Below are 22,920 nucleotides of genomic sequence, written 5' to 3'. Positions count from 1 at the left end.
TCGGTGCCGGTTATGGCCTGTGGGTCACCCAGGCCGAACACGATGCGATCGCGCGGATTCTGACCGGTGGCCGCGGGCGTCGGCAACGCCGTGGCGGCCGGGCGCCTGTCGGTGCCGGCCAGCTGGGCGGCGGCCGGCCCGGCGGCGGGGCCGGTCGCGCCGATACCGGTCAGCACCGTCTCGGCCATCAGCCCGCATGTCGAAGGGTCCGGAAATCTGATGGGCGGGATGCCGCTGGCCGGTGCCGGCGCCGGAGGACGGGGATCCGGCCCCCGCTACGGCTTTGCGCCCAAGGTCATGGCACGCCCGTTCTCCGCCGGCTGACCGGCTAAGGCTCGGCCGGTGACGCCCCGCAGCCACCGGTCAGAATCCGCGCGATCGCATCGTGTTCGGCCTGGGTGACCCACAGGCCATAACCGGACTTCACCTCGACGATGCGGGAGACATAGGCGCAGCGGTAGGACTTGTTGGGCGGCAACCAGGTTGCCGCGTCGCCGTCGCCTTTCTGCTCGTTGATCGGCCCGCTGGTGGCCTGCAGGTTCAGCGGATCATTGGCGAAGTTGCGCCGGGTGAGTTCGTCCCAGGCCTGCGCGCCTTTCTGCCAGGCATCCGACAACGCCACCACATGGTCGATCTGCACCGCCCGGGAGGTGCCCCGACCGCGCTGGAAGGCGATCGCGGTGCCGGTGTAGGGATCGTTCAACACACCGGAGGCCACCACGCAATCGTTTGTGCCCGGCTTGATCTCGATGTCGACCAGGTCGCGGCGCAGGATGTCGTTGCGGGTGTCGCAGCCGTTGTGCCCGTCGGGCACCGACACGTCGTCGCTCCAGGCCTGGCCGAACAGTGCGCGTTCATAGCCGGTCTTGGGGGCGCGGCCCTTGATCGGCAGGGCGTCGAGCTTGGCCAGTTCGACCGAGACGTCGGCGGCGCCGACCGCAACCGGGTCGGCGGGCGCGGGAGCGGCCGGCGCGACGAGCGACAACGCGACCGCCGCCGCGGCATACCCCCGCCACTTGCGTCGCTGGTCGCCCACGGCCACCTCCGCTGTCTTGGTGTGCTGGCCCGGACGGTATCAGCCCGCGCCGACAGCAGCGGCGGGCGCTTGCCGGGCGCAATAAGGTGAGTTGGTGCGCGTCCATCCCGAAGTCGCCGATGCGCTCGCCGCCGGGCGGGCCGTGGTGGCGCTGGAGAGCACGATCATCACGCACGGCCTGCCGCGGCCGGAGAACCTGCGCATCGCCGGCGAGATCGAGGACGCGGTGCGCTCGGCAGGCGCGGTGCCGGCCACCATCGCGATCCTCGGGGGCCAACCGCACATCGGTCTCGACGCGGATGCGCTGCACCATCTGGCGACCGGCGGCACAGCGCTCAAGGTCAGTGTCCGCGAGATCGCGATGCTGGCCGCCGTGGGCGGCGACGGTGCGACCACGGTCGCCTCGACCGCGCATCTGGCGGCGGCGGCCGGCATCACGGTGTTCGCCACCGGCGGGTTGGGCGGGGTGCACCGCGGTGCACGCGAGAGCTGGGACGAGTCCGCGGACCTGGCGACGCTGTCGCGCACCCCGGTGCTGGTGGTCTGTTCGGGCGTCAAGTCGATTCTGGACATCGGCGCGACGCTGGAGCGGTTGGAGACGCTCGGGGTGGCGGTGATCGGCTACCGCACCGACCGCTTCCCGGCCTTCTACCTCGCCGACTCCGGTCACCCCCTGGACTGGTGGGTCCAGACCCCCAAGCAGGCCGCCGCGGTGCTGCGCGCCCGAGACCGGCTGGGCACCGACGGCTACGGGCTGGTGCTGGCCAACCCGATCGCCGCCGACGCCGAACTGGACCGTGCCCTGCATGATCGGGTGCTCGCCGACGGGCTGGCCGCGGCCGAGGCGGCGGGAGTGCGCGGCAAGGACGTCACTCCGTTTCTGCTGGAACATTTTCACCGCGCAACCAGGGGCGCCTCCGTTGCCGCCAATGTCGCACTCGTGCTGGCCAATGCGCGGCTGGCCGGGGAGATCGCCGTCGCCTACGCGGCCGGCTGAACCTCTGACCGTCGCACCGATTCCGCGTAGCATAGGCCGTTATAAGCGCTGGTCTGGCCGGCACGTTTGCTGCCGACCGGGCTAGGACTTCGGCGGGAGGCGGCCGATGGCTGACGTGACCGACTGGAGAGTGACGGGCGTTCCCGGCAAGCCGCTGTCGCCGGTGCGCCCGTTCCCGCCCAGACGTGGGCCGCGCGGGGCCTGGGTCTACCGGGTCATCACCACCACCGACCACAAGCTGATCGGCATCTTGTACATGGTGACCACGTTCAGCTTCTTTCTGACCGGTGGTCTGATGGCGTTGCTGATGCGCACCGAATTGGCCGCGCCGGGACTGCAGTTCCTCTCCAACGAGCAGTACAACCAGTTGTTCACCATGCACGGCACCATCATGTTGCTGCTGTATGCGACCCCGATCGTGTTCGGTTTCGCCAACCTGGTGCTGCCATTGCAGATCGGTGCCCCCGACGTGGCCTTCCCGCGGCTCAACGCCTTCGCCTATTGGCTGTTTCTGTTCGGCGGGTTGATCGTCGTGGCCGGGTTCCTGACGCCGGGCGGCGCCGCCGATTTCGGCTGGACCGCCTACGCCCCGCTGAGCGGCCTGGCCCACTCGCCGGGGGCCGGGGCCGACCTGTGGATCATGGGCCTGGCGCTCTCGGGCCTGGGCACCATCCTGGGTGGGGTCAACATGATCACCACCGTGATCTGCATGCGCGCCCCGGGGATGACGATGTTTCGGATGCCGATCTTCACCTGGAACGTCCTGATCACCTCGATCATGGTGCTGATCGTGTTTCCGCTGCTGACCGCAGCCCTGCTCGGCCTAGCGGTCGATCGTCACCTGGGCGCGCACCTCTACGAGGCCGCGAACGGCGGAGCGCTGCTGTGGCAGCACCTGTTCTGGTACTTCGGCCACCCCGAGGTGTACATCGTCGCGCTGCCGTTCTTCGGCATCGTCACCGAGATCTTCCCGGTGTTCTCCCGCAAGCCGCTGTTCGGCTACACCCAGATGGTGTACGCGACGATGAGTATCGCGGGACTGTCAACGGCGGTGTGGGCGCACCACATGTTCGCCACCGGCGCGGTTCTGCTGCCGTTCTTCGCGGCGATGAGCTTCATGATCGCGGTGCCGACCGGGCTGAAATTCTTCAACTGGATCGGCACGATGTGGAAGGGCCAGTTGACGTTTGAGACGCCGATGCTGTTCTCGCTCGGGTTCGCGGTGACATTTTTGGCCGGCGGCCTGACCGGGGTGATGCTGGCCAGCCCGCCGCTGGACTTCCACGTCCACGACACCTATTTCGTGGTGGCGCACTTCCACTACGTGCTGTTCGGCACCATCGTGTTCTCGACGTTCGCCGGCATCTATTTCTGGTTCCCGAAGATGACCGGTCGGTTGCTCGACGAGCCACTGGGCAAGCTGCACTTCTGGCTGACGTTCATCGGGTTTCACACCGCGTTCCTGGTGCAGCACTGGCTGGGCAACATGGGCATGCCGCGCCGTTACGCCGACTACCTGCCCACCGACGGATTCCAGCCGTTGAACATCGTCTCCACCGTGGGAGCCTTCATCCTCGCCGCGTCGGTACTGCCGTTCTTGTGGAACGTCTTTCGCAGCTGGCGCTACGGTGAGGTCGTCACCGTCGACGACCCATGGGGCCACGGCAACGCGCTGGAGTGGGCGACCAGCTGCCCGCCGCCGCGGCACAACTTCACCGAGCTGCCCCGGATCCGTTCGGAGCGGCCCGCTTTCGAACTCCACTACCCGCACATGGTGCCCCGGCTGCGCGATGAACTCCACATCCGGCGCCGGGAGGACGTCACCGGGTGACGGCGGCGCCGCCGAGCGCGGCTATCGGCCGATGACCTTGGCAATGCACAGTTCCGGCTCGACGAACGGTTCCAACTCGGCGCGCAGAGCGGTTTGTCGGCCTTCGGTTGCCTCGGCATTGAGCAGTCCGCGTAGCAGGCCCAGATGCATGGCGCAGCTGACTTCCGGGTGCGACCGCGCTAAGTCACGGACCGGGCAGGCATGCAGCCGAATCGCGCGCTCGCGCCGGCCCTCGCCGGCGTCGGCCGCCTCGCTGAGCTGCGGACCGAAGCCCATGCGCTCGAAGACCAAGGCGATCTGGTCGGCGAGGTCGTCGACGCCGGGCTCGGCAGCCGTCCCGGTCGACTCGGCGGAATCGGCGGACTCGTCGTGGGCCAGGATCCTGCCGGCCCAGCGCCGGCCGGCCCGTTCGGCACGCTGCCGGCGCTCGGCGGCGGTATCGCCGAGCTCCATGGCGAGGATCTCGGCGAGGCTGCGGTAGTTCAACCGGTCGCGCACGGCGACGTATCCGGTGCGGGGGCGCCCGACGCCGTCCCGCTTGATCCGGGTCCGTGCGACGGAACCGTCCTCGCACAGCGCGTCGAGGTGGAACCGCACCGTGGTGACGTGCAAGCCCATCTGCCGGGCGATCTCGGTGGCATCCACCGCGCCGGTAGCACAGGAGACCAACCGCAGCACTCGTTCGCGCTGCTGATTCCGTGGCAACCGCTGACTGCGAGTGGCACCGCGCCGCGGGCCGGACTGGTCGTGCATCGGTGTACCTCTCGTTGACCTTTGTCCGCAAATTTAATGGAACAAATTCGTTGATACCAGTGCGGCGGCGCGGAGTTGCTCGGCGAATCGGTGGCGGCCGGCGGGACCGGTACGCGGTAACGTCGCTCAGGTGTTGCTGAGCTCGCTGGACACCGCCGCCGACGATATCGCCGATGCGGTGCGCATCGACAACACCGTGCTTAGCCGGGCCGACTTGAGCGCTGCCGCGGCCACCGTGCTCGAAGACCTCGGCGGCATCAGGCGGGTCGCCGTGCTGGCCACCCCGACGGCGTCGACCGTGCTGGCCGTCGCCGGTTGCCTGCTGGCCGGGTTGCCGGTAGTGCCGGTCCCCGCCGACGTCGGTGTCGCCGAACGCGCGCACATCCTGCGTGACTCGGGTGCGCAGGCGTGGCTGGGGGAGCGGCCCGACGATCTCGCCGGCCTGCCGCACATCCCGGCCCGGCGGGGCGCCGGATCGTCGCAGCACCCGCGCGAACAGGGTTCATTCGGCGGTTCCGGCTCTCCTGCGTCGAGCCTCGCTGAACCGCCGGGTGAAGACGACACCGCGCTGGTGATCTACACCTCGGGCACCACCGGGCCGCCCAAGGGCGTGCAGTTGAGCCGGCGGGCGCTGGCCGCGGATCTCGACGCGCTGGCCGAAGCCTGGCAGTGGAGCCCCGACGACGTCCTGGTGCACGGTCTGCCGCTGTATCACGTCCACGGTCTGGTGCTGGGCCTGCTGGGATCGCTGCGGGTCGGCAACCGGTTCGTGCACACCGGTAAGCCGACTCCGCAGGGCTATGCGGCCGCCGGGGGTTCGCTGTATTTCGGGGTGCCCACCGTGTGGTCGCGCGTGGTGGCCGACGCCGCTGCGGCCGAAGCGCTGCGGCCGGCGCGGCTGCTGGTGTCGGGCAGTGCGGCGCTTCCGGTTCCGGTGTTCGAGCGACTGCGCGCACTCACCGGTCATGCGCCCATCGAACGGTACGGCAGCACCGAATCGCTGATCACGTTGAGTACCCGCGTCGACGGTGAGCGCAGGGCCGGCTGGGTGGGCGTGCCGCTGTCGGGCGTGCAGACCCGTCTGGTCGGCGAGGACGGCGGGCCGGTGCCGCACGACGGAGAGACCATCGGGCGACTCGCGGTGCGCGGACCGACACTGTTCGACGGCTACCTCAACCTCCCGGAGGCGACCGCGGCGGCCTTCGACGCCGACGGCTGGTATCGGACCGGGGATGTCGCGGTCATCGACGCCGGCGGGATGCACCGGATCGTCGGCCGCGAATCGGTTGACCTGATCAAGTCCGGAGGTTTCCGGGTCGGCGCCGGCGAGATCGAGACCACCCTGCTCGGCCATCCCGGGGTGGCCGAGGTGGCCGTCGTCGGCCTGCCCGATGAGGACCTGGGCCAGCGCATCGTCGCGTTCGTGGTCGCCTCCCCGGACGGCGGGGCGCAACCCGATGACCTGATCGAGTATGTCACCCAACAGCTGTCGGCACACAAGCGACCGCGCGAGGTGCGGATGGTGGATGCGCTGCCGCGCAACGCAATGGGAAAGGTACTCAAGAAGGCGTTGCTGACGTAGGCTCGCTTGCGCGAACCGACACCAGAAGGGTGGCCCTGCTTGTGAAGCCTATGAAGCGATTCAGTCTCGCCGTAGCCGGCGTCCCGGCCGCCGTCCTGGTCGCCGGGATGTTCGTGCTCGGTGGCTGCTCGTCCGTCAGCAAGGTCATCAACAAAGGCGGCGACACCACCTGCGCAGAGTTCAACAGTCACGACGACGAGAAGCAGCGGTCGGAAGTCTCCAAGATGCTCAAGGACAAGAACGGCAGTGAGCCGTCCAACATGGAGCTTTCGGCGACACGGGTGGCGGTCAGCGCCTACTGCAAGACGATCGGCAAAGACAGCGACAAGATCAGTCGGGCGATGCTGTAGCCGCTTAGCGCGTCGACGTGCAGGGCCGAACCGCCCGCCTTACATCGCCTGATCCCGCAACAGCATCGGCGCCCTGCGCTCGGATGCGGTCACCGCAGGGGCCGGCCGGTTCCCAGGCTCGCATCGCGGCCTCGACTCCGTCGTCATCGAGGGCTGCCACCGGCAGCGGCAATTGGTCACTGCGGTAACGCATGCCGTCAAGCAGGATGCCCACATAGCGACGCCACAGGTCCGCGTCGACGTGGCCGGCGAACTCGCTCACCGTCCCGGCCAGCAGCCCGAAGATCGGCATGTCCGTACTCGACAGCTCGGGGCGCAACCGACCGTCGACCCGCGCTCGCTCCACGAGCGTCTTCAGGATGGGAACAAGTCGATCCTGGGCAGCCGTCACGCGATCGCCCCCGTAGGTCTTGCTGAACGCGATCTCCCGCAATCCCCGGTCGGTCGCGGTGATCTCGCACATCTGCTCGACGTACCAGACGAACCCCTGCCATGGGTCCGGTTGGCGCAGAGCAGATTCCGCCAAGTCTGCGAGCTGATGGAGGCCTTCTTCGAAGATCGCCTCGAGGAGCTCGTCTTTGGTGGCGAACCTCCGGTAGACGGTCCCGACCCCGACGCCCGCATGATGCGCCACGTCGTTGAGATTGGGCTCCAGGCCCTTGCTGGCAAACAGGTCGCGGGCCGCTGCCAGGATGCGCTCCCGATTGCGTTCGGCGTCCTTGCGCAGCGGCCGGCCGGTCGTCTCACTGGCGGTCACAACGGCCAAGTGTAATGCGCGCAACAGTGGAACCGGATTGACTTAATCCACTTACATAATTAGCTTAGCTACCTGGACGGAGACGGCGGCCGGGCCTGGTCAACGTCGGGAAGGGCGGACGATGAAAAGGCTGATCAGCCGTGTGTGGCTGCCCGCCTTGATCGTGGTGGCGGCCGCGGCAGGTGGCGTCGCAGTAGCGCAGCTGCGGACGGTGTTCGGATCGCATCCCGTCGTGGTGACCGATATTTCCTCGGACACCGCGGAGGACTTCAACCCCAAGTTCGTCAAGTACGAGGTCTTCGGCTCGGGGACCAGTGCCGTCATCAATTACATGGACCTGCAAGGCAAGCCGCAGCGGGTTCCGAGCACGCCGTTGCCGTGGACGCTGACCTTGCAAACCACCCTGCCTTCGGTGATGCCCAACATCCTGGCCCAGGGCGACGGCGACAGCATCACCTGCCGGGTCACCGTCGATGACGAAGTCAAACAGGAAAGGACGGCGACCGGAGTGAACGCCGAGACCTTCTGCTTTGTGAAGGCCGCATGACCGCCCCGACCGAACCCATTGCGGTGACCGGCCAGGCGGCGCACCCGCGGCTGCCCCGGTTCATCCGGAGGTTCGCCGTGCCGATCATCCTCGCGTGGATCGCGCTGATCGCCGTCTTGAACATCGTCGTTCCGCAGCTCGAGGAAGTCGGCAAGCTCCGTGCGGTGTCGATGAGTCCCAACGACGCCCCGTCGATGATCGCCACCAAGCGAGTCGGCAAGGTGTTTCAGGAGTATGACACTTCCAGTTCGGTGATGATCGTGCTCGAAGGCGACGAGCCGCTGGGCGCCGCAGCGCACGAGTTCTATGACCAGATGGTGCGCGATCTGCGTGCCGATACCGCCCACGTGCAGCATGTCCAAGACTTCTGGGGCGACACGCTGACCGCCAAGGGTGCTCAGAGCGCCGACGGTAAGGCCGCCTACGTTCAGGTCTACATCGCCGGCGACCAGGGCGAGACGTTGGCCAACGAGTCGGTGGAGGCGGTGCGCCACATCGCATCCGAGCGCCCCGCCCCCGCCGGCGTGAAGGCCTACGTGACCGGACCGGCGGCCACGAGCACCGACCAGAACCACGTCGGCGACAAGAGCATGGAGACCATCGAAATGCTCACGTTCGCCGTCATCACGGTGATGCTGTTGAGCGTCTACCGATCCATCATCACCACCCTGATCGTGCTGGTGATGGTCGTGCTCGAGCTGTCGGCTGCCCGGGGACTGGTGGCATTCCTGGGATTCCACAACCTGTTCGGCCTGACGACCTTCGCAACCAACATGCTGGTCACCTTGGCGATCGCCGCGTCCACCGATTACGCGATCTTCTTGATCGGTCGCTATCAGGAGGCGCGCAAAGCCGGCGAGGACCGGGAAGCCGCCTACTACAACATGTTCCACGGCACCGCGCATGTGGTGCTGGCCTCTGGGCTGACCATCGCCGGGGCGACGTTCTGCCTGCATTTCACCCGGCTGCCCTACTTCCAGACGATGGGCTTCCCGCTGTCGATCGGCATGGTGATCGTGGTCGCGGCGGCCTTGACGCTGGGGCCTGCGGTCATCGCGGTGGCCAGCCGCTTCGGCCGTATTCTCGAGCCCAAGCGCATCAGCCGATCCCGCGGCTGGCACCGGGTTGGGACCACCACCGTCCGCTGGCCCGGTGCAGTGTTGGTGGTCGCCGTCGCGGCGTCGCTGATCGGCCTGCTTGCGCTGCCCGGCTACTACACGTCCTACAACGACCGCATCTACCTGCCCGATGACGTGGCGGCGAATGTGGGCTACTCGGCGGCGTTCCGGCACTTCTCCCAGGCGAAGATGAACCCGGATCTGATGATGGTCGAAACCGACCGGGATCTGCGCAACCCGGCAGACTTCCTGGTGATCGACAAGATCGCCAAGGCGCTCAAGCACGTGCACGGGATCGCGCAGGTGCAGACCATCACCCGTCCCGACGGAGATCCGATCAAGCACTCGACGATCCCCTACACCCTCGGCCAGAGCGGCACCGCTCAGCTGATGAACAACGACTACATGCAGACCAATCTGGAGAATCTGCTCAAGCAGGCCGACGATCTGCAGGCCAGCATCGACTCGATGACCGAGATGATGAACATCCAGAAGGATCTGGCCGAGGTGTCCCAGCGGATGGCCGACAAGATGGCGAACACCGCGGTCGACATCGGGGAAATGCGCAATCACATGGCCGATTTCGACGATTTCTTCCGGGTGTTCCGCAACTACTTCTACTGGGAGCCGCACTGCTTCGACATCCCCATCTGCTGGTCTTTGCGGTCGATCTTCGACGCCCTGGACGGCGTCGACACGATGTCCGGTGACTTCGACGAGATCGTGCCCGACATGCAACGCATGGCCGAGCTGATGCCGAAGATGGTTGCTGTCATGCCGGCACAGATTCAGTCGATGAAGAACCAGAAGCAGACGTTGCTCAACCAGTACCAGGTGCAGAAGGCCCAGCAGGACCAGAACATGGCGATGCAGGAGAACTCCACCGCGATGGGCGAGGCGTTCGACGCCGCCAAGAACGACGACTCGTTCTACCTCCCACCGGAAGCCTTCGACACCGCCGACTTCAAACGCGGCATCAAACTGTTCATGTCGCCGGACGGACATGCGGTGCGGTTCACCATCATTCATCAGGGTGACCCGTTGACTCCCGAGGGCATCTCGCGCGTCGAAGCGCTCAAGGTCGCCGCGGCCGATGCGATCAAGGGCACACCGTTCGAGGGGGCCAAGATCTACCTCGGTGGCAGCGCCGCGATGTTCTACGACATGCAGCAGGGCGCCAACTACGACTTGCTGATCGTTGCGACCGCCGCGCTGATCCTGATCTTCATCATCATGATGGTGCTGACCCGCGCGGTCGTCGCTGCAACGGTGATCGTCGGCACGGTGGTGCTCAGTCTCGGCTCGGCGTTCGGGCTGTCGGTGGTGCTCTGGCAACACCTGGTGGGCATTCCCTTGCACTGGATGGTGCTGCCGATGTCGGTCATCGTCCTGCTCGCCGTCGGCGCGGATTACAACCTGCTGCTGGTCTCACGCATCAAGGAGGAGATCCACGCCGGCCTGCACACGGGCCTGATCCGCGCCATGGTCGGCACCGGCGCGGTGGTCACCGCAGCGGGTCTGGTGTTCGCCTTCACCATGGCGTCCATGGCGGTCAGCTCGTTGATCGTGATCGGCCAGGTCGGTACGACGATCGGACTGGGTCTGCTGTTCGACACGTTGATCGTCCGGTCCTTGATGACGCCGTCGGTCGCCACCCTGCTCGGACGCTGGTTCTGGTGGCCGCAGATCGTGCGTCCGCGCCCGGTTCCGCGGCCGTGGCCGCAACCGATCCAGCGGGAGCCAGAGCAGGCGCTGGTCTAACCCGGCGGTTCAGCGAGGCTCGACGGAGGAGAGGCGAAGCTGGGACCGCCGCATCAATCGAGCGGTTCAGCGAGGCTCGACGGAGGAGAGGCGAAGCTGGGACCGCCGCATGGACCCGCTCGTCAGTTGGCGTGCAGGTCCTCGTTGAGCGCGATGCCCTGACCGTCACGGGCAACCACCTCGACCGCGCCGGTCTGAGAGTTACGGCGGAACAGCAGGTTGTTTCCGCCGGCCAGGTCGCGGGCCTTGGTCGTGCTGCCGTCGGGCAGACTGACCTTGGTGCCCGCGGTGACATAGAGTCCGGCCTCGATCACGCAGTCGTCGCCCAGCGGAATGCCCAGCCCGGCATTGGCGCCCAGCAGGCAGCGTTTGCCGATCGAAATCACCTGTGTTCCACCGCCAGACAGCGTTCCCATGATGGACGCGCCGCCGCCGACATCGGAGCCGTCGCCGACCACCACGCCGGCGGAGATGCGGCCCTCGACCATCGAGGCGCCCAGCGTGCCCGCGTTGAAGTTGACGAATCCTTCGTGCATCACCGTGGTCCCAGACGCCAGGTGCGCACCGAGGCGCACCCGGTCCGCGTCGGCGATGCGCACGCCCGAGGGCAGCACGTAGTCGACCATGCGCGGGAACTTGTCCACCCCGTAGACGGTCACCGGGCCGCGCCGGCGCAGCCGGGCCCGCACCGACTCGAAGCCTTCGACGGCGCACGGCCCGTAGTTGGTCCACACCACGTTGGTCAGCACCCCGAACAGCCCGCCGGCGTTGAGCCCGTGCGGCACCACCAGCCGATGCGACAGCAGGTGCAGCCGTAGATAGGCGTCGTAGGCGTCGACGGCGGTGTCGTCCAGCGATCCGATCACCGTGCGCACCGCCACAACCTCGGTGCCGCGGTCCTCGTCACGCCCGAGCAGCCCGGCCAGGTCGGCGGGCACGTCGTCCGCGCTGAGGCGGACGGTGCCGGGCTCGCCCGAGCCACCCAACTCCGGTGCGGGAAACCAGGTGTCGAGTACCGATCCGTCTGCGGCCAGCGTCGCTACCCCGACGCCTGAAGCTCCAGTCACGCCGGTCAGGCTACTTTCTTCCGGCGAAAAGACGCAAAGGCCCCCTGCGCGCCCGAAATCTGGGCGGTTTCACGTCTGCTCGCGGGGAACGGTGACCCATTAGGCTGGATCTGTGCTGGACCTGCGCTCCGACCCGATTGCCCTGACCGCGGCGCTGGTGGACATTCCCAGCGAATCGCGGCACGAAGCCCGGATCGCCGACGAGGTGGAAGCCGCGCTGCGGGCCCAGACTTCCGGGTTCGAGATCATCCGCGACGGGGACGCGGTGCTGGCCCGCACCCAGCTGGGGCGCCCGACCCGGGTGCTGCTGGCCGGACATCTGGACACTGTCCCGCCGGCCGGCAACCTGCCGAGTTGGAGCTCGACCGGCGAGGAAGGCGCAGTGTTGCACGGCTGCGGCACTGTCGACATGAAATCCGGCGTCGCCGTCTTTCTGCACTTGGCCGCCACCGTCACCGAACTCACTCATGACCTGACCTGCGTCTTTTACGACTGCGAGGAGATCGACGCGGCCGCCAACGGGCTGGGCCGCATGGAACGCAACCTGCCGGACTGGCTCGCCGCTGACCTTGCCATCCTCGGTGAACCCACCGCCGGCTACATCGAGGCGGGCTGTCAGGGCACGCTGCGGGTCGTCGTCACCGCCGCCGGTACCCGGGCACATTCGGCGCGGTCCTGGCTGGGCGACAACGCCATCCACAAACTGGGCGCGGTGCTCGACCGGCTCGCCGCGTACCAGCCGCGCAATATCGACATCGACGGTTGTGTATACCGCGAAGGGCTCTCCGCGGTGCGCATCGACGGCGGGGTGGCCGGCAACGTGATTCCCGACGCCGCCAGTGTCACGGTGAATTTCCGCTTCGCGCCCGACCGCACGCCTGAGGAGGCGCTGACCCACGTGCGGGAGGTGTTCGACGGCCTGCACGTGACGATCGAGCAGACCGACGGCGCCGCCGGCGCCCTGCCGGGACTCACCGCACCCGCGGCGGCCGCGCTGGTGGCGGCCGCCGGCGGGCAGGTGCGGGCCAAGTACGGCTGGACCGACGTCTCCCGCTTCGCAGCCCGGGGTATCCCCGCCGTCAATTACGGCCCCGGTGATCCCAATCTGGCGCACTGCGTCGACGAACGGGTGCCGACCGCGCAGATCAGCGCCGTCGCGGAGCTGTTGCGCGGCTTCCTCTCTGGCTAGCGTCAGGAGTCCTCAGCGCCGACCGCACACGAGGCGACCGCCATCTCATCGTGCACGCTGGAGATGTTGAGGAAGCATCCGATCGTCTGACCGACGTTGCGCCACCCGCGCTTGAGATTGGCCGGGACCAGGATGGCATCCATCGGCTCCAGGTGAACCTTGTATTTCTCCTCCTCGTCGAAGAAGACGATCCAGGAGCCGCTGGCGACGAACATCAGCTCTTCGGTGGTGTGGCTATGGAAGCGCGCACCTTCGCCGGGGGCGAGCACCCCCGTGGTCAACCGGATCTCCTTGCTTTCAAGCCTCGCCGGCGTGCCGCCGGCGAAGTCGGAATCGGCTTTGTCGGTGTACTTGTACAGCGGGATGTGACGGGCGTTGTCCCCGCCTCCGCCCTGCTGCCAGGCCGGGCGAATATCCCGAAACCGGATGACGCTTGCGAAGGCTTCGGCAACCTCGGGCGGTAGCTTGTCGGTGCTGTCCGAAGGACGATGTTCGGTATTCACGCTGGTCTTCTCCTCTCAGGCCGGGTTCGCGGGTGCGCCCGCCACTTGTGTTCGTTCCGCCACGGGACGGCCGGGCACCGCATGGCCGAAGCCGGCGACACCATCTCAACAGCGGTCGCTTCCAACAGCTGGGCCGCCACTCCGACACGACCGTAACGATACCCATGCGGGGTACGGTATTCAAGCGGAGGGTGTCGGGCGGTCGATCGACCGGCTGGGGCTCCGTAAACCGTTGTGAGAAGCGATCTATCTGCTATGGGCCAGCGCGCGGGCTTGAGCCAGCGCGTCGCGGCCCAGGACGCAATCGACCTCGCCGCACAGGCGAGCCAGGGGATCGGCGGCGCGCGCGTCGCCGAGCTGGACGGCCGTGTGCCAAGCCTGCAGCGCCACCGCCGACTGTCCACTGCGTTCGGCCATCCGGGCGGCGTCGCGGGCGGCGGTGACCGCGCCGTGCTGATCGCGCATGGCGGCCCGCTGCCAGGCGCGCGCCATACCCAACTCCGGAGCGAACAGCGCCGACTTGGTGCCGTGCCGGGATTCAGCCCGGCTCAAGGCTTTCGCCGCGCCCGCGATGTCGAACTGGCGGGCCAGCGCAGTGGCCAGCAGAGTCAGTGATAGCGGGCCCCACGAGTAACCGGTGCGCTCCAGGGTGGCTGCGGCCGGCGTCAATAGTTTTGTCGCGGCGTCGAATTGGCCGGAGGCGATCAGTGCCAAGGCCACCAGTACGTCACCGATGGCGCGACCCGGCTGGGCCAGCTCGGCGAAATCGGTGAATTGGCGGGCAAGTTCGTGAGCTTGGGTGGGCCGGCCCGCCATCAGCAGCACGGTGATCTCGGCCAATCCGATGGTGAACCGAAGCAGCCCGGGGTGTTCGGCGTCGGTTGCGCGGCGTGCCAGCGGCCCGACCGCTTCGAAGCGTCCGGCTCGCGCCGCACACAGGGCGGCGGCGCTGCCGGCCCAGGCCACCGCCATGTCGTCGGCGGCCGGATCGTCCAGCACCGCGGCGGCGGCCTCGGCGGCCCGGCCGATATTGCCGGCGTTCATCGCAAAGGTTGCGCCGAGCGCATCCAGGGTGATGCGCGGACTGGCGCCGGTAACCCGGCCACGGGTGCTGGCCAGGAATGCGGTGGCGCGCTCGGGTTCGCCCAGCATGAAGAACTGGTTGGCAGCCCGCGGCAGCGCCCAGGCCATCAGCTCCGCTTCGGTCAATCCGGCCGGGTCGACCGCCGACAGCACAGCGTCGGCGGCGCGGCCCCGGCCCTGCCAGCCCAGCGCATGCGCCAGCGCCAGCCGGGCCGGCAGGCCGCCGGAGCGGTCCAGGGCGCTGCGGGCGAGCCGCTCACCCAGTTCCAGATCCCCCAGCCGCAGCGCCTGCTGCGCCGCGTCCACCACGTCCCCCGCCGGCCCGGGTGCGTCGCTGTCGGCGGCCAGTGCCGCCAGCCGCAGCTGCTCACCGACGTGCTCGCACGGCCGGTCCGCCAGCACGGCGACCACCTCGGTGCGCAACCGGCGGGCGGCTTGCCCGTCGAGCGCCTCACGCGCCCGCCCGGCGAACAGCGGGTGGGCGGTGTAGACCACCGGGTCGGGTCCGCGACCGCCGCGGGTGCGGGTCTCCAGCACTCCGAGTTCCTCGGCTTGGCGGACCGCCTCGGCACCGGCGAGCCGAGTCAGATCGGCCAGCGCCAGCGGCTCGAGGACCGCGAGGTAGTCCAGCGCCGACCGCGCGGGTTCGGGCAACGCGGCCAGGAACGCGTCGAGATCAGCGGCACCGGCCGCCTCGTTCGGCGCCGCGATGTCGATGCGGTCCAGCAGGTCGTCGCCCCATAGCGCCGCGATGGGCGCCGGAGCGTCGGCGTCGGCGCGCCCGGTGATGATCATGCGGGCCGCGCCGGTCCGCGCCAGCTGGTAGACCAGCGTCGCCGAGAGGATGTCGAGCTGGTGGGCGTCGTCGACCACCAGCAGTAACTCGCCGCCGTCCGGGCCGGCCTGGGCCAGTGATTCCCGCGCCGCCCGCAACAGCGCGGCGGGCCTGCCGATGTCAGCGACCCGGACCAGGTGACTCAAGGCGCCGAACGGCACGGTGCGCTCCGTCGGGGTGCCGATCACCCAGCGGACCTGTGTGGCCGGGTGCCGCCGGACACGATCTTCGGCGGCCAGCCGGGCCAGGGTGGACTTGCCGCAGCCGTCGGGGCCGAGCACCACCGCGCCCGCGCGCGTCGCCGCTGCGTCAAGCGCTTCGGTGAGCCGGTGCAGGGCGGCCGAGTGCTCGGGGACGTTCCACCGGATCGGCATCGCGGAGATTTTACGGATCCGAGCCACCCGCCGGATAGCCTTTCGGCTGTGCGGGGCAGTGATTGGGCGGTGTGTGTCTACTGCGCGTCCGGACCGACTGATCCGGCGCTGTTGGCGCTGGCCACCAAGGTCGGTGCCGCGATTGCCGAGCGGGGCTGGACGCTGGTGTGGGGCGGCGGCAACGTCTCGGCGATGGGGGCGCTGGCGGTGGCCGTCCGCCAGCACGGCGGCCGCACCGTCGGGGTGATCCCCAAGGCCCTGCTGCACCGCGAGGTGGCCGACGTGGAATCCGACGAGCTGATCGTCACCGACACCATGCGGGAGCGCAAGCAGATCATGGACGAACGCGCGGACGCCTTCCTGACCCTGCCCGGCGGCATCGGCACGCTGGAGGAACTGTTCGAAACCTGGACCGGCGGGTATCTGGGCCTGCACGACAAACCGGTGGTGCTGCTGGACCCCGACGGCCACTACGACGGGCTGTGGACCTGGCTGTCCGGGTTGACCGAGGCGGGCTTCGTGTCGCGGCGCGCGATGGATCGGCTGGTGGTGGTCGACGAGCTGGAGGCGGCGCTGGCCGCCTGCTCACCCGATACCGCCGGTATCGATTAGGCTGTGTCTTCGCAGGCGACCCACTGCGCCCGGCTCCGCCGTGCTCGCGATCGCCTGGGCTATCTGTGAGCACTGGCGAAAATCGAGGGGAACCAAGGTGTCCGACCACGACTCCCGAGCCGTCACCCGGGTCGGACTGACCGACATCGTGACTCGGTTGCCCGGCCTGGCGGCCGACGCTCCGACGATCCTGCGCGGGTTGCGGACCGGGCTGCTGGCCCGACCCACCTCCAAGGCGTCGATCGGCAAGGTGTTCCAGGAGCGCGCCGCGCGTTTCGGGGACCGGGTGTTCATCCGGTTCGGTGACCAGCACCTGACCTACCGCGAGGCCAACGCGACCGTGAACCGCTACGCCGCGGTGCTGGCGGCCCGCGGGATCGGGCACGGCGACGTGGCGGCGATCATGTTGCGCAACTCACCCAACGCGGTGTTGATGATGCTGGCCGTTGCCAAGTGCGGCGCCGTCGCCGGTATGGTCAACTACCACCAGCGGGGCGACGTGCTGGCCCACAGCCTTGGTCTGCTCGACGCCAAAGTCCTTGTCGCGGAGGCGGATCTGGTAGATGCCGTCACCGAGTGCGGCGCACCGATCGAGCCGGTGACCATCGAGGAGTTCGAGCGGCTGGCCGCCACCGCGCCCGACGGAAATCCGGCCTCGGTGGAGGCCGTTCTGGCCAAGGACACCGCGTTCTACATCTTCACCTCAGGCACCACCGGCTACCCCAAAGCCAGTGTGATGACTCACTACCGCTGGCTGCGGGCGCTGGCCACCTTCGGTGGGATCGGGCTTCGGCTGCGCGGCAACGACACGCTGTACTGCTGCCTGCCGCTGTACCACAACAACGCGCTGACGGTCGCGGTGTCGTCGGTGCTCAACGCGGGCGCGACGCTGGCGCTGGGCCGCTCGTTCTCGGCATCGCGGTTCTGGGACGAGGTCATCGGCTATGACGCGACGGCGTTCGTCTACATCGGCGAAGTCTGCCGGTATCTGCTCAACCAGCCGCCCAGGCCGACCGACCGGACACACCGGGTGCGGGTGATCTGCGGCAACGGGCTGCGCCCGGAGATCTGGGACGAGTTCACCCGCCGGTTCGGGATCAAGCGGGTCTGCGAGTTCTACGCGGCCAGTGAGAGCAACACCGCGTTCCTCAACGTGTTCAACGTGCCGCGCAGCACCGGCGTCTACCCGCTGCCGCTGGCCTACGTGCAGTACGACCCCGACACCGGACAACCGTTGCGCGGTGACGACGGCTGGGTGCTCAAGGTGCCGTCCGGGCAGCCCGGCCTGCTGCTGAGCCCGGTCAACAGGTTCTCCCCGTTCGACGGCTACACCGACCCGGAGGCCACCGAGAAAAAGCTGGTGCGCAACGCCTTCAAGGACGGCGACTGCTGGTTCAACACCGGCGACCTGATGAGGCCGCAAGGCATGGGGCACGCCGCGTTCGCCGACCGGCTCGGGGACACCTTCCGCTGGAAGGGCGAGAACGTCGCCACCACGCAGGTCGAGGCCGCGATCGATGCCGACGAATCGGTCGAGGAGTGCGCGGTCTACGGTGTCGAGGTTCCCGACACCGGTGGCCGGGCCGGGATGGCCGCGGTCAAACTGCACGACGGGGCGACGTTCGACGGCCGTGGACTGGCCGCGGTGGTCTACGATCGGCTGCCCTCGTACGCGGTGCCGTTGTTCGTGCGGTTGGTGGAGTCGATGGAGCACACCTCGACGTTCAAAAGCCGCAAGGTGGAGCTGCGCGAGCAGGGTTACGGTGCCGGCGGGGCCGCCATCGCCGACCCGCTGTACGTGCTGGCCGGCCGCGACGAGGGCTACGTCCCTTACTACGCCGAGTACCCCGGCGAAGTGGCCGCCGGTAAGCGACCGCAGGGCTGACGCGGCGGGCGCGGGGTCACCGGGCACCATAGAGCAGTGCAGTCCACCCTCTGCGGTCGTCCGGTGGCGGCTGATCGCGCGCTGATCATGGCGATCGTCAACCGTACCCCCGACTCGTTCTACGACGCGGGTGCCACCTTCAGTGACGAGGCGGCCAAATCCGCGGTGCACGCCGCGGTCGCCGACGGCGCCGACGTCATCGACGTGGGCGGAGTCAAGGCGGGGCCGGGGGAGACCGTCGACGCCGACACCGAGACCGCCCGGGTGGTTCCCTTCATCGAGTGGCTGCGCAGCGCCTATCCCGACCAGCTGATCAGCGTCGACACCTGGCGCTCGGAGGTGGCCAAACGCGCCTGTGCTGCCGGCGCAGATCTGATCAACGACACCTGGGGCGGGGTGGATCCGGAGCTGCCCGCGATCGCCGCGGAGTTCGGTACCGGCCTGGTGTGTTCGCACACCGGCGGCGCCGCGCCGCGCACCCGCCCGTTCCGGGTGAGCTACGGCACAGGCGTCGACGGGGTGGTGGACGCGGTGATCGGCGAGGTCACCGCGGCCGCCGAGCGGGCGGTGGCGGCCGGGGTGGCGCGTGACCGGATCCTGATCGACCCCACCCATGATTTCGGCAAGAACACCTTCCACGGGCTAGCGTTGTTGCGACACACGGAGAGGCTGGTCGGTACCGGATGGCCGGTACTGATGGCGCTCTCCAACAAAGACTTCATCGGGGAGACTCTCGGTGTGGGTCTGACCGAACGACTGGAGGGAACGCTGGCGGCCACCGCCTTAGCGGCGGCCGCCGGAGCCCGGATGTTTCGGGTACACGAGGTCGGGCCGACCCGGCGCGTGCTGGAGATGGTGGCATCGATCCAGGGCGTGCGGGCCCCGACCCGCACAGTAAGGGGACTGGCATGACAGACCTGGCTGACCAGGGTCTGGACTCCCTGCTGGGCGGCACCCGGCTGGCCGCCCGCACCTGGAGCCGTCCGGATTGGACGGTGGCCGAACTGATCGCCGCCAAGGCCGGCCGCACCGTCTCGGTGGTGCTGCCGGCGTTGAACGAGCAGGCGACCATCGAGTCGGTCATCGACAGCATCACCCCGCTGGTCGGCAACCTGGTCGACGAACTGATCGTGCTGGACTCCGGCTCCACCGATGACACCGAGATCCGCTCCATCGCCGCCGGTGCCCGCGTCGTCAGCCGTGAGCAGGCCGTCCCCGAAGTCCCCCCGCAGCCCGGCAAGGGGGAAGCGCTGTGGCGGTCGCTGGCCGCCACCAGCGGCGACATCGTGGTGTTCGTGGATTCCGACCTCATCGACCCCGATCCGATGTTCGTCCCCAACCTGCTCGGGCCGCTGCTCACCGGAGACGGCATCCACCTGGTCAAGGGTTTCTACCGCCGGCCGCTGAAGGTCAACGGCACCGAGGACGCCACCGGCGGTGGCCGGGTCACCGAGCTGGTCGCCCGGCCGCTGCTGACCGCGCTGCGACCCGACCTGGGCGCGGTGCTGCAGCCGCTGGGCGGGGAGTATGCGGGCAGCCGCGAGCTGCTGGCGTCGGTACCGTTCGCGCCCGGCTACGGCGTGGAGATCGGGCTGCTGATCGACACCTACGACCGGCTGGGGCTGGAGGCGATCGCTCAGGTCAATCTGGGGGTGCGGGCACACCGCAACCGTCCGTTGGCGGAGTTGGCCGTGATGAGCCGGCAGGTCGTCGCCACCCTGCTGTCGCGGTGCGGCGTCCCGGACTCCGGCGTCGGGCTCACCCAGTTCTTCGCCGACGGCCCAGAGGGGTTGGACTACCTGCCGCGCACCACGCCGCTGTCGCTGGTCGACCGGCCGCCGATGAACACCCTGCGCCACTGAATGAGGCACTATCGATGCCGTGACACTGGTGTTGCTGTATCTCGTCGTGCTCGTCCTGACCGCGCTGCTGCTGTTCGGAGTGGCCAGCGTGCTGTTCGGCCGGGGTGAGCAGCTGCCGCCGCTGCCCCGGGCGACGACGGCGACCATGCTGCCGGCCTCCGGGGTCACCGGCGCCGACGTCGAGGCGGTCAAGTTCTCCCAGGTGCTGCGCGGTTACAACACCAGCGAGGTCGATTGGGTGCTGGAGCGGCTCGGCGCAGAGCTCGACCAACTGCGCGGGCAGCTTGCCGCGGCACAGGCCCTCGTCGAGAACTCCTCGGGGCCGAGTTGAGCACCCCGGCCGAGGACGGCCTGGTCCGGTGTGGCTGGTCTGACGGGTCGGCGCTGTACCGCGACTACCACGACCAGGAGTGGGGACGCCCGGTGCGTGACGCGACCGCCCTGTTCGAGCGGATCAGCTTGGAGGCCTTCCAGAGCGGCCTGTCGTGGCTGGTGATTCTGCGGAAACGGGAGAATTTCCGGCGCGCGTTCGCCGATTTCGACGTCGAGACCGTCGCGCGCTTCACCGACGCCGACGTGGCACGGCTGATGGACGATGCCGGCATCGTGCGCAACCGGGCCAAGATCGAGGCGACGATCGCCAACGCCCGGGCAACCATCGCCTTGGGAGCCACCGATTTGGCGGAGCTGTTGTGGTCATTCGCGCCGCCGCCGCGTCCCCGCCCGGTGAACCTGTCGGCAATTCCGGCCGTCACGCCGGAATCGACGGCGATGGCGCGCGAATTGAAGCGGCGCGGGTTCCGATTCGTCGGACCCACCACCGCGTACGCGTTGATGCAGGCCACGGGCATGGTTGACGACCATCTCCAGGCGTGTTGGGTGCCGCCGGTAAGCGCAAAGATCCACTAAAATGCAACTCCGGAATCGGGTCTTGTGCACGCGGCGTCCCCGATAGGGGAGAATGGCGGAGTGAATTTGCAGTTCGATGCCGGACGCTGCGACCGCGGTGCACAGCCGGCGCAGATCAAGGGCACGGCCGATGGGCTGGTACCTGGAGGGAGCACTCGATGGCGGCGATGAAGCCCCGGACCGGTGACGGTCCACTGGAAGCGACCAAAGAGGGGCGCGGCATCGTGATGCGGGTACCACTCGAAGGTGGCGGACGGCTGGTCGTCGAGTTGACTCCGGACGAGGCCGCTGCACTCGGCGACGAACTCAAGGCCGTCACCAGCTGACCCCGGTTGGGCTGGCTAGCCGCAGCTGTCGATAGATCGTCGGGGTCCGCTCCGTCGCGCCGGTCCTGGGTCGCCGGGCCCGATGGCGCATAGCCGGACGGACGGGCGAACACTATTGCTGCCGAGAGTAATTCGCGGACCTGCCGCGCAGGCAGGGTCCGCTGGATCGTGCTGGATCCCGCTGGGCGTCCACCTGGTTCGTGACGGGGACGCCCGCATCGCCGTCGATCTCCGGAGCTTATCCCCGGCCGGTACCACGGCCCCGCGGGTGTCCGATGATCCGGCAATCTGCGCAGAACCCGCCCAATCGTGCGGTCCGGCTGGCAGGGTACCGAACCGGCCGATAGGTTTGGGGCTATGAGGGAATCGCCGCACGTGCTGGGCATCGTGCTGGCCGGTGGGGAGGGCAAGCGGCTGCACCCGCTGACCGCGGACCGGGCCAAGCCGGCGGTCCCCTTCGGGGGCGCCTACCGGTTGATCGATTTCGTGTTGTCGAATCTGGTCAACGCGCGCTACCTGCGGATCTGTGTTCTGACGCAGTACAAGTCGCATTCGCTGGACCGGCACATCTCGCAGAACTGGCGACTGAGCGGACTGGCCGAGGAGTACATCACCCCGGTGCCGGCGCAGCAGCGGCTCGGGCCGCGGTGGTACACCGGGTCGGCCGACGCCATCTATCAGTCGCTGAACCTGATCTTCGACGAAGACCCGGACTACATCGTGGTTTTCGGGGCGGACCATGTCTACCGGATGGACCCCGAACAGATGGTGCGCTTCCATATCGACAGCGGAGCCGGCGCGACGGTCGCCGGGGTTCGGGTGCCGCGCGCCGAGGCGTCGTCGTTCGGCTGCATCGACGCCGACGACTCCGGGCGGATCCGCCGCTTCCTGGAGAAGCCGGCGAATCCGCCCGGCACGCCCGATGATCCCGACAGTGCGTATGTGTCGATGGGCAACTACGTCTTCACCACCAAAGTGCTGATCGACGCGATCCGCGCCGACGCCGACGACGACCATTCCGACCACGACATGGGCGGCGACATCATTCCCCGCCTGGTCACCGACGGGATGGCCGCCGTCTACGACTTCACCGACAACGAGGTGCCCGGCGCCACCGAGCGCGACCGGGGCTACTGGCGCGACGTCGGAACCCTCGACGCGTTCTACGACGCCCACATGGATCTGGTCTCGGCGCACCCGATCTTCAATCTGTACAACAAACGCTGGCCGATCCACGGCGCGACGGAGAACCTGGCGCCGGCGAAGTTCGTCAACGGGGGGACGGCGCAGGAGTCGGTGGTGGGCGCGGGCAGTGTCATCTCGGCTGGCTCGGTACGCAATTCGGTGTTGTCGTCGAACGTCGTGATCGACGACGGCGCGATCGTGGAGGACAGCGTCATCATGCCCGGGACGCGGGTCGGCCGCGGCGCGGTGGTGCGGCACGCGATCCTGGACAAGAACGTGGTGGTCGGCCCCGGGGAGATGATCGGTGTCGACCTGGAGAAGGACCGCGAGCGGTTCTCGATCAGCGCCGGCGGCGTGG

Annotated in this window: 20 protein-coding genes and 2 pseudogenes; 16 read left to right on the top strand and 6 right to left on the bottom strand. The window is 68.4% G+C overall.

The features are described 5' to 3' along the window. Positions 1-63 precede the first annotated feature (63 nt). Positions 64-324 (top strand): annotated as a pseudogene (locus A5694_RS22300) (PPE family protein, SVP subgroup); the annotation flags it as partial. Between the two features lie 13 nt (positions 325-337). Here A5694_RS22300 and A5694_RS01320 read toward each other — a convergent pair. Then, a pseudogene (locus A5694_RS01320) lies at positions 338-985 on the bottom strand (HNH endonuclease family protein); the annotation flags it as partial. Positions 986-1,130: 145 nt separating this feature from the next. On the opposite strand from A5694_RS01320, the gene A5694_RS01315 reads away from it, so the two are divergent. Together A5694_RS01315 and ctaD are read left to right on the top strand one after the other, a co-directional pair. After that, entirely contained in the window at positions 1,131-2,033 is a 903-nt protein-coding gene (locus tag A5694_RS01315) for a pseudouridine-5'-phosphate glycosidase (protein ID WP_064920052.1), read from the top strand. Positions 2,034-2,139: 106 nt separating this feature from the next. Continuing rightward, positions 2,140-3,864 (top strand): aa3-type cytochrome oxidase subunit I, encoded by a 1,725-nt coding sequence (gene ctaD, locus A5694_RS01310; RefSeq protein WP_064920051.1) that lies wholly within the window; start codon positions 2,140-2,142, stop codon positions 3,862-3,864. A gap of 21 nt (positions 3,865-3,885) precedes the next feature. On the opposite strand, the gene A5694_RS01305 is transcribed toward ctaD, so the two are convergent. Continuing rightward, positions 3,886-4,617: a helix-turn-helix transcriptional regulator gene (locus tag A5694_RS01305; protein WP_064920050.1), complete on the bottom strand. Its 732-nt coding sequence runs from the start codon at positions 4,615-4,617 to the stop codon at positions 3,886-3,888. A 130-nt stretch (positions 4,618-4,747) separates the two neighbouring features. Here A5694_RS01305 and A5694_RS01300 point away from each other — a divergent pair, with 130 nt between their 5' ends. Beyond that, positions 4,748-6,199, top strand: coding sequence for an acyl-CoA synthetase (locus tag A5694_RS01300; protein WP_064920049.1), 1,452 nt, complete (start codon positions 4,748-4,750; stop codon positions 6,197-6,199). Between the two features lie 50 nt (positions 6,200-6,249). Continuing rightward, positions 6,250-6,549, top strand: coding sequence for a hypothetical protein (locus A5694_RS01295; protein ID WP_064920048.1), 300 nt, complete (start codon positions 6,250-6,252; stop codon positions 6,547-6,549). A 4-nt stretch (positions 6,550-6,553) separates the two neighbouring features. Here the strand turns inward: A5694_RS01295 and A5694_RS01290 are convergent, their stop codons facing one another. Further along, a complete protein-coding gene (locus A5694_RS01290; protein WP_082952452.1) occupies positions 6,554-7,306 on the bottom strand; it encodes a TetR/AcrR family transcriptional regulator in 753 nt (250 codons plus the stop codon). 121 nt (positions 7,307-7,427) lie between these two features. Here A5694_RS01290 and A5694_RS01285 point away from each other — a divergent pair, with 121 nt between their 5' ends. Together A5694_RS01285 and A5694_RS01280 are read left to right on the top strand one after the other, a co-directional pair. Then, a complete protein-coding gene (locus A5694_RS01285; RefSeq protein ID WP_064920047.1) occupies positions 7,428-7,853 on the top strand; it encodes an MmpS family transport accessory protein in 426 nt (141 codons plus the stop codon). Beyond that, a complete protein-coding gene (locus A5694_RS01280) occupies positions 7,850-10,732 on the top strand; it encodes an RND family transporter (protein WP_064920046.1) in 2,883 nt (960 codons plus the stop codon). The genes A5694_RS01285 and A5694_RS01280 overlap by 4 nt, the downstream gene beginning before the upstream one ends. A gap of 122 nt (positions 10,733-10,854) precedes the next feature. Here A5694_RS01280 and dapD read toward each other — a convergent pair whose 3' ends face one another. Next, on the bottom strand, positions 10,855-11,808 hold the full coding sequence (dapD, locus tag A5694_RS01275; RefSeq protein WP_109535555.1) for a 2,3,4,5-tetrahydropyridine-2,6-dicarboxylate N-succinyltransferase: 954 nt from the start codon (positions 11,806-11,808) through the stop codon (positions 10,855-10,857). A gap of 103 nt (positions 11,809-11,911) precedes the next feature. Here dapD and dapE point away from each other — a divergent pair, with 103 nt between their 5' ends. Next, entirely contained in the window at positions 11,912-12,988 is a 1,077-nt protein-coding gene (gene dapE / locus A5694_RS01270) for a succinyl-diaminopimelate desuccinylase (protein ID WP_064920044.1), read from the top strand. Between the two features lie 2 nt (positions 12,989-12,990). On the opposite strand, the gene A5694_RS01265 is transcribed toward dapE, so the two are convergent. Together A5694_RS01265 and A5694_RS01260 are read right to left on the bottom strand one after the other, a co-directional pair. Further along, positions 12,991-13,491, bottom strand: a complete 501-nt coding sequence (locus A5694_RS01265; RefSeq protein ID WP_064920043.1) for a cupin domain-containing protein — start codon at positions 13,489-13,491, stop codon at positions 12,991-12,993. Between the two features lie 246 nt (positions 13,492-13,737). Further along, complete coding sequence (locus A5694_RS01260; RefSeq protein WP_064920042.1) at positions 13,738-15,783, bottom strand: AAA family ATPase; 2,046 nt, start codon at positions 15,781-15,783, stop codon at positions 13,738-13,740. A gap of 48 nt (positions 15,784-15,831) precedes the next feature. On the opposite strand from A5694_RS01260, the gene A5694_RS01255 reads away from it, so the two are divergent. The 8 genes from A5694_RS01255 to glgC all read left to right on the top strand — a co-directional run. Then, on the top strand, positions 15,832-16,395 hold the full coding sequence (locus A5694_RS01255) for a TIGR00730 family Rossman fold protein (protein ID WP_064920041.1): 564 nt from the start codon (positions 15,832-15,834) through the stop codon (positions 16,393-16,395). 97 nt (positions 16,396-16,492) lie between these two features. After that, complete coding sequence (gene fadD6, locus A5694_RS01250; protein ID WP_064920040.1) at positions 16,493-18,280, top strand: long-chain-acyl-CoA synthetase FadD6; 1,788 nt, start codon at positions 16,493-16,495, stop codon at positions 18,278-18,280. A gap of 87 nt (positions 18,281-18,367) precedes the next feature. Continuing rightward, a complete protein-coding gene (folP, locus tag A5694_RS01245; RefSeq protein ID WP_234786481.1) occupies positions 18,368-19,192 on the top strand; it encodes a dihydropteroate synthase in 825 nt (274 codons plus the stop codon). Continuing rightward, complete coding sequence (locus tag A5694_RS01240) at positions 19,189-20,142, top strand: glucosyl-3-phosphoglycerate synthase (protein WP_064920038.1); 954 nt, start codon at positions 19,189-19,191, stop codon at positions 20,140-20,142. The genes folP and A5694_RS01240 overlap by 4 nt, the downstream gene beginning before the upstream one ends. Before the next feature lie 19 nt (positions 20,143-20,161). Continuing rightward, positions 20,162-20,473 carry a DivIVA domain-containing protein gene (locus tag A5694_RS01235; protein ID WP_064920037.1) on the top strand — a complete coding sequence of 104 codons (312 nt, stop codon included), beginning with the start codon at positions 20,162-20,164 and terminating at the stop codon, positions 20,471-20,473. Further along, on the top strand, positions 20,470-21,051 hold the full coding sequence (locus A5694_RS01230) for a DNA-3-methyladenine glycosylase I (protein WP_064920036.1): 582 nt from the start codon (positions 20,470-20,472) through the stop codon (positions 21,049-21,051). The genes A5694_RS01235 and A5694_RS01230 overlap by 4 nt, the downstream gene beginning before the upstream one ends. Before the next feature lie 158 nt (positions 21,052-21,209). Beyond that, a complete protein-coding gene (locus tag A5694_RS01225; RefSeq protein WP_003885506.1) occupies positions 21,210-21,377 on the top strand; it encodes a DUF3117 domain-containing protein in 168 nt (55 codons plus the stop codon). 357 nt (positions 21,378-21,734) lie between these two features. Beyond that, positions 21,735-22,920, top strand: a 1,186-nt coding sequence (gene glgC / locus A5694_RS01220) for a glucose-1-phosphate adenylyltransferase (RefSeq protein ID WP_064920053.1), incomplete at its 3' end; no start/stop codon positions are given.

Origin of the sequence: Mycolicibacter sinensis, assembly GCF_001667945.1 — a bacterium.
Classification (GTDB): domain Bacteria; phylum Actinomycetota; class Actinomycetes; order Mycobacteriales; family Mycobacteriaceae; genus Mycobacterium; species Mycobacterium sinense_B.
Note: the sequence above shows the minus strand (reverse complement) of the source record. Positions and strands in the feature narration are given on the sequence as shown.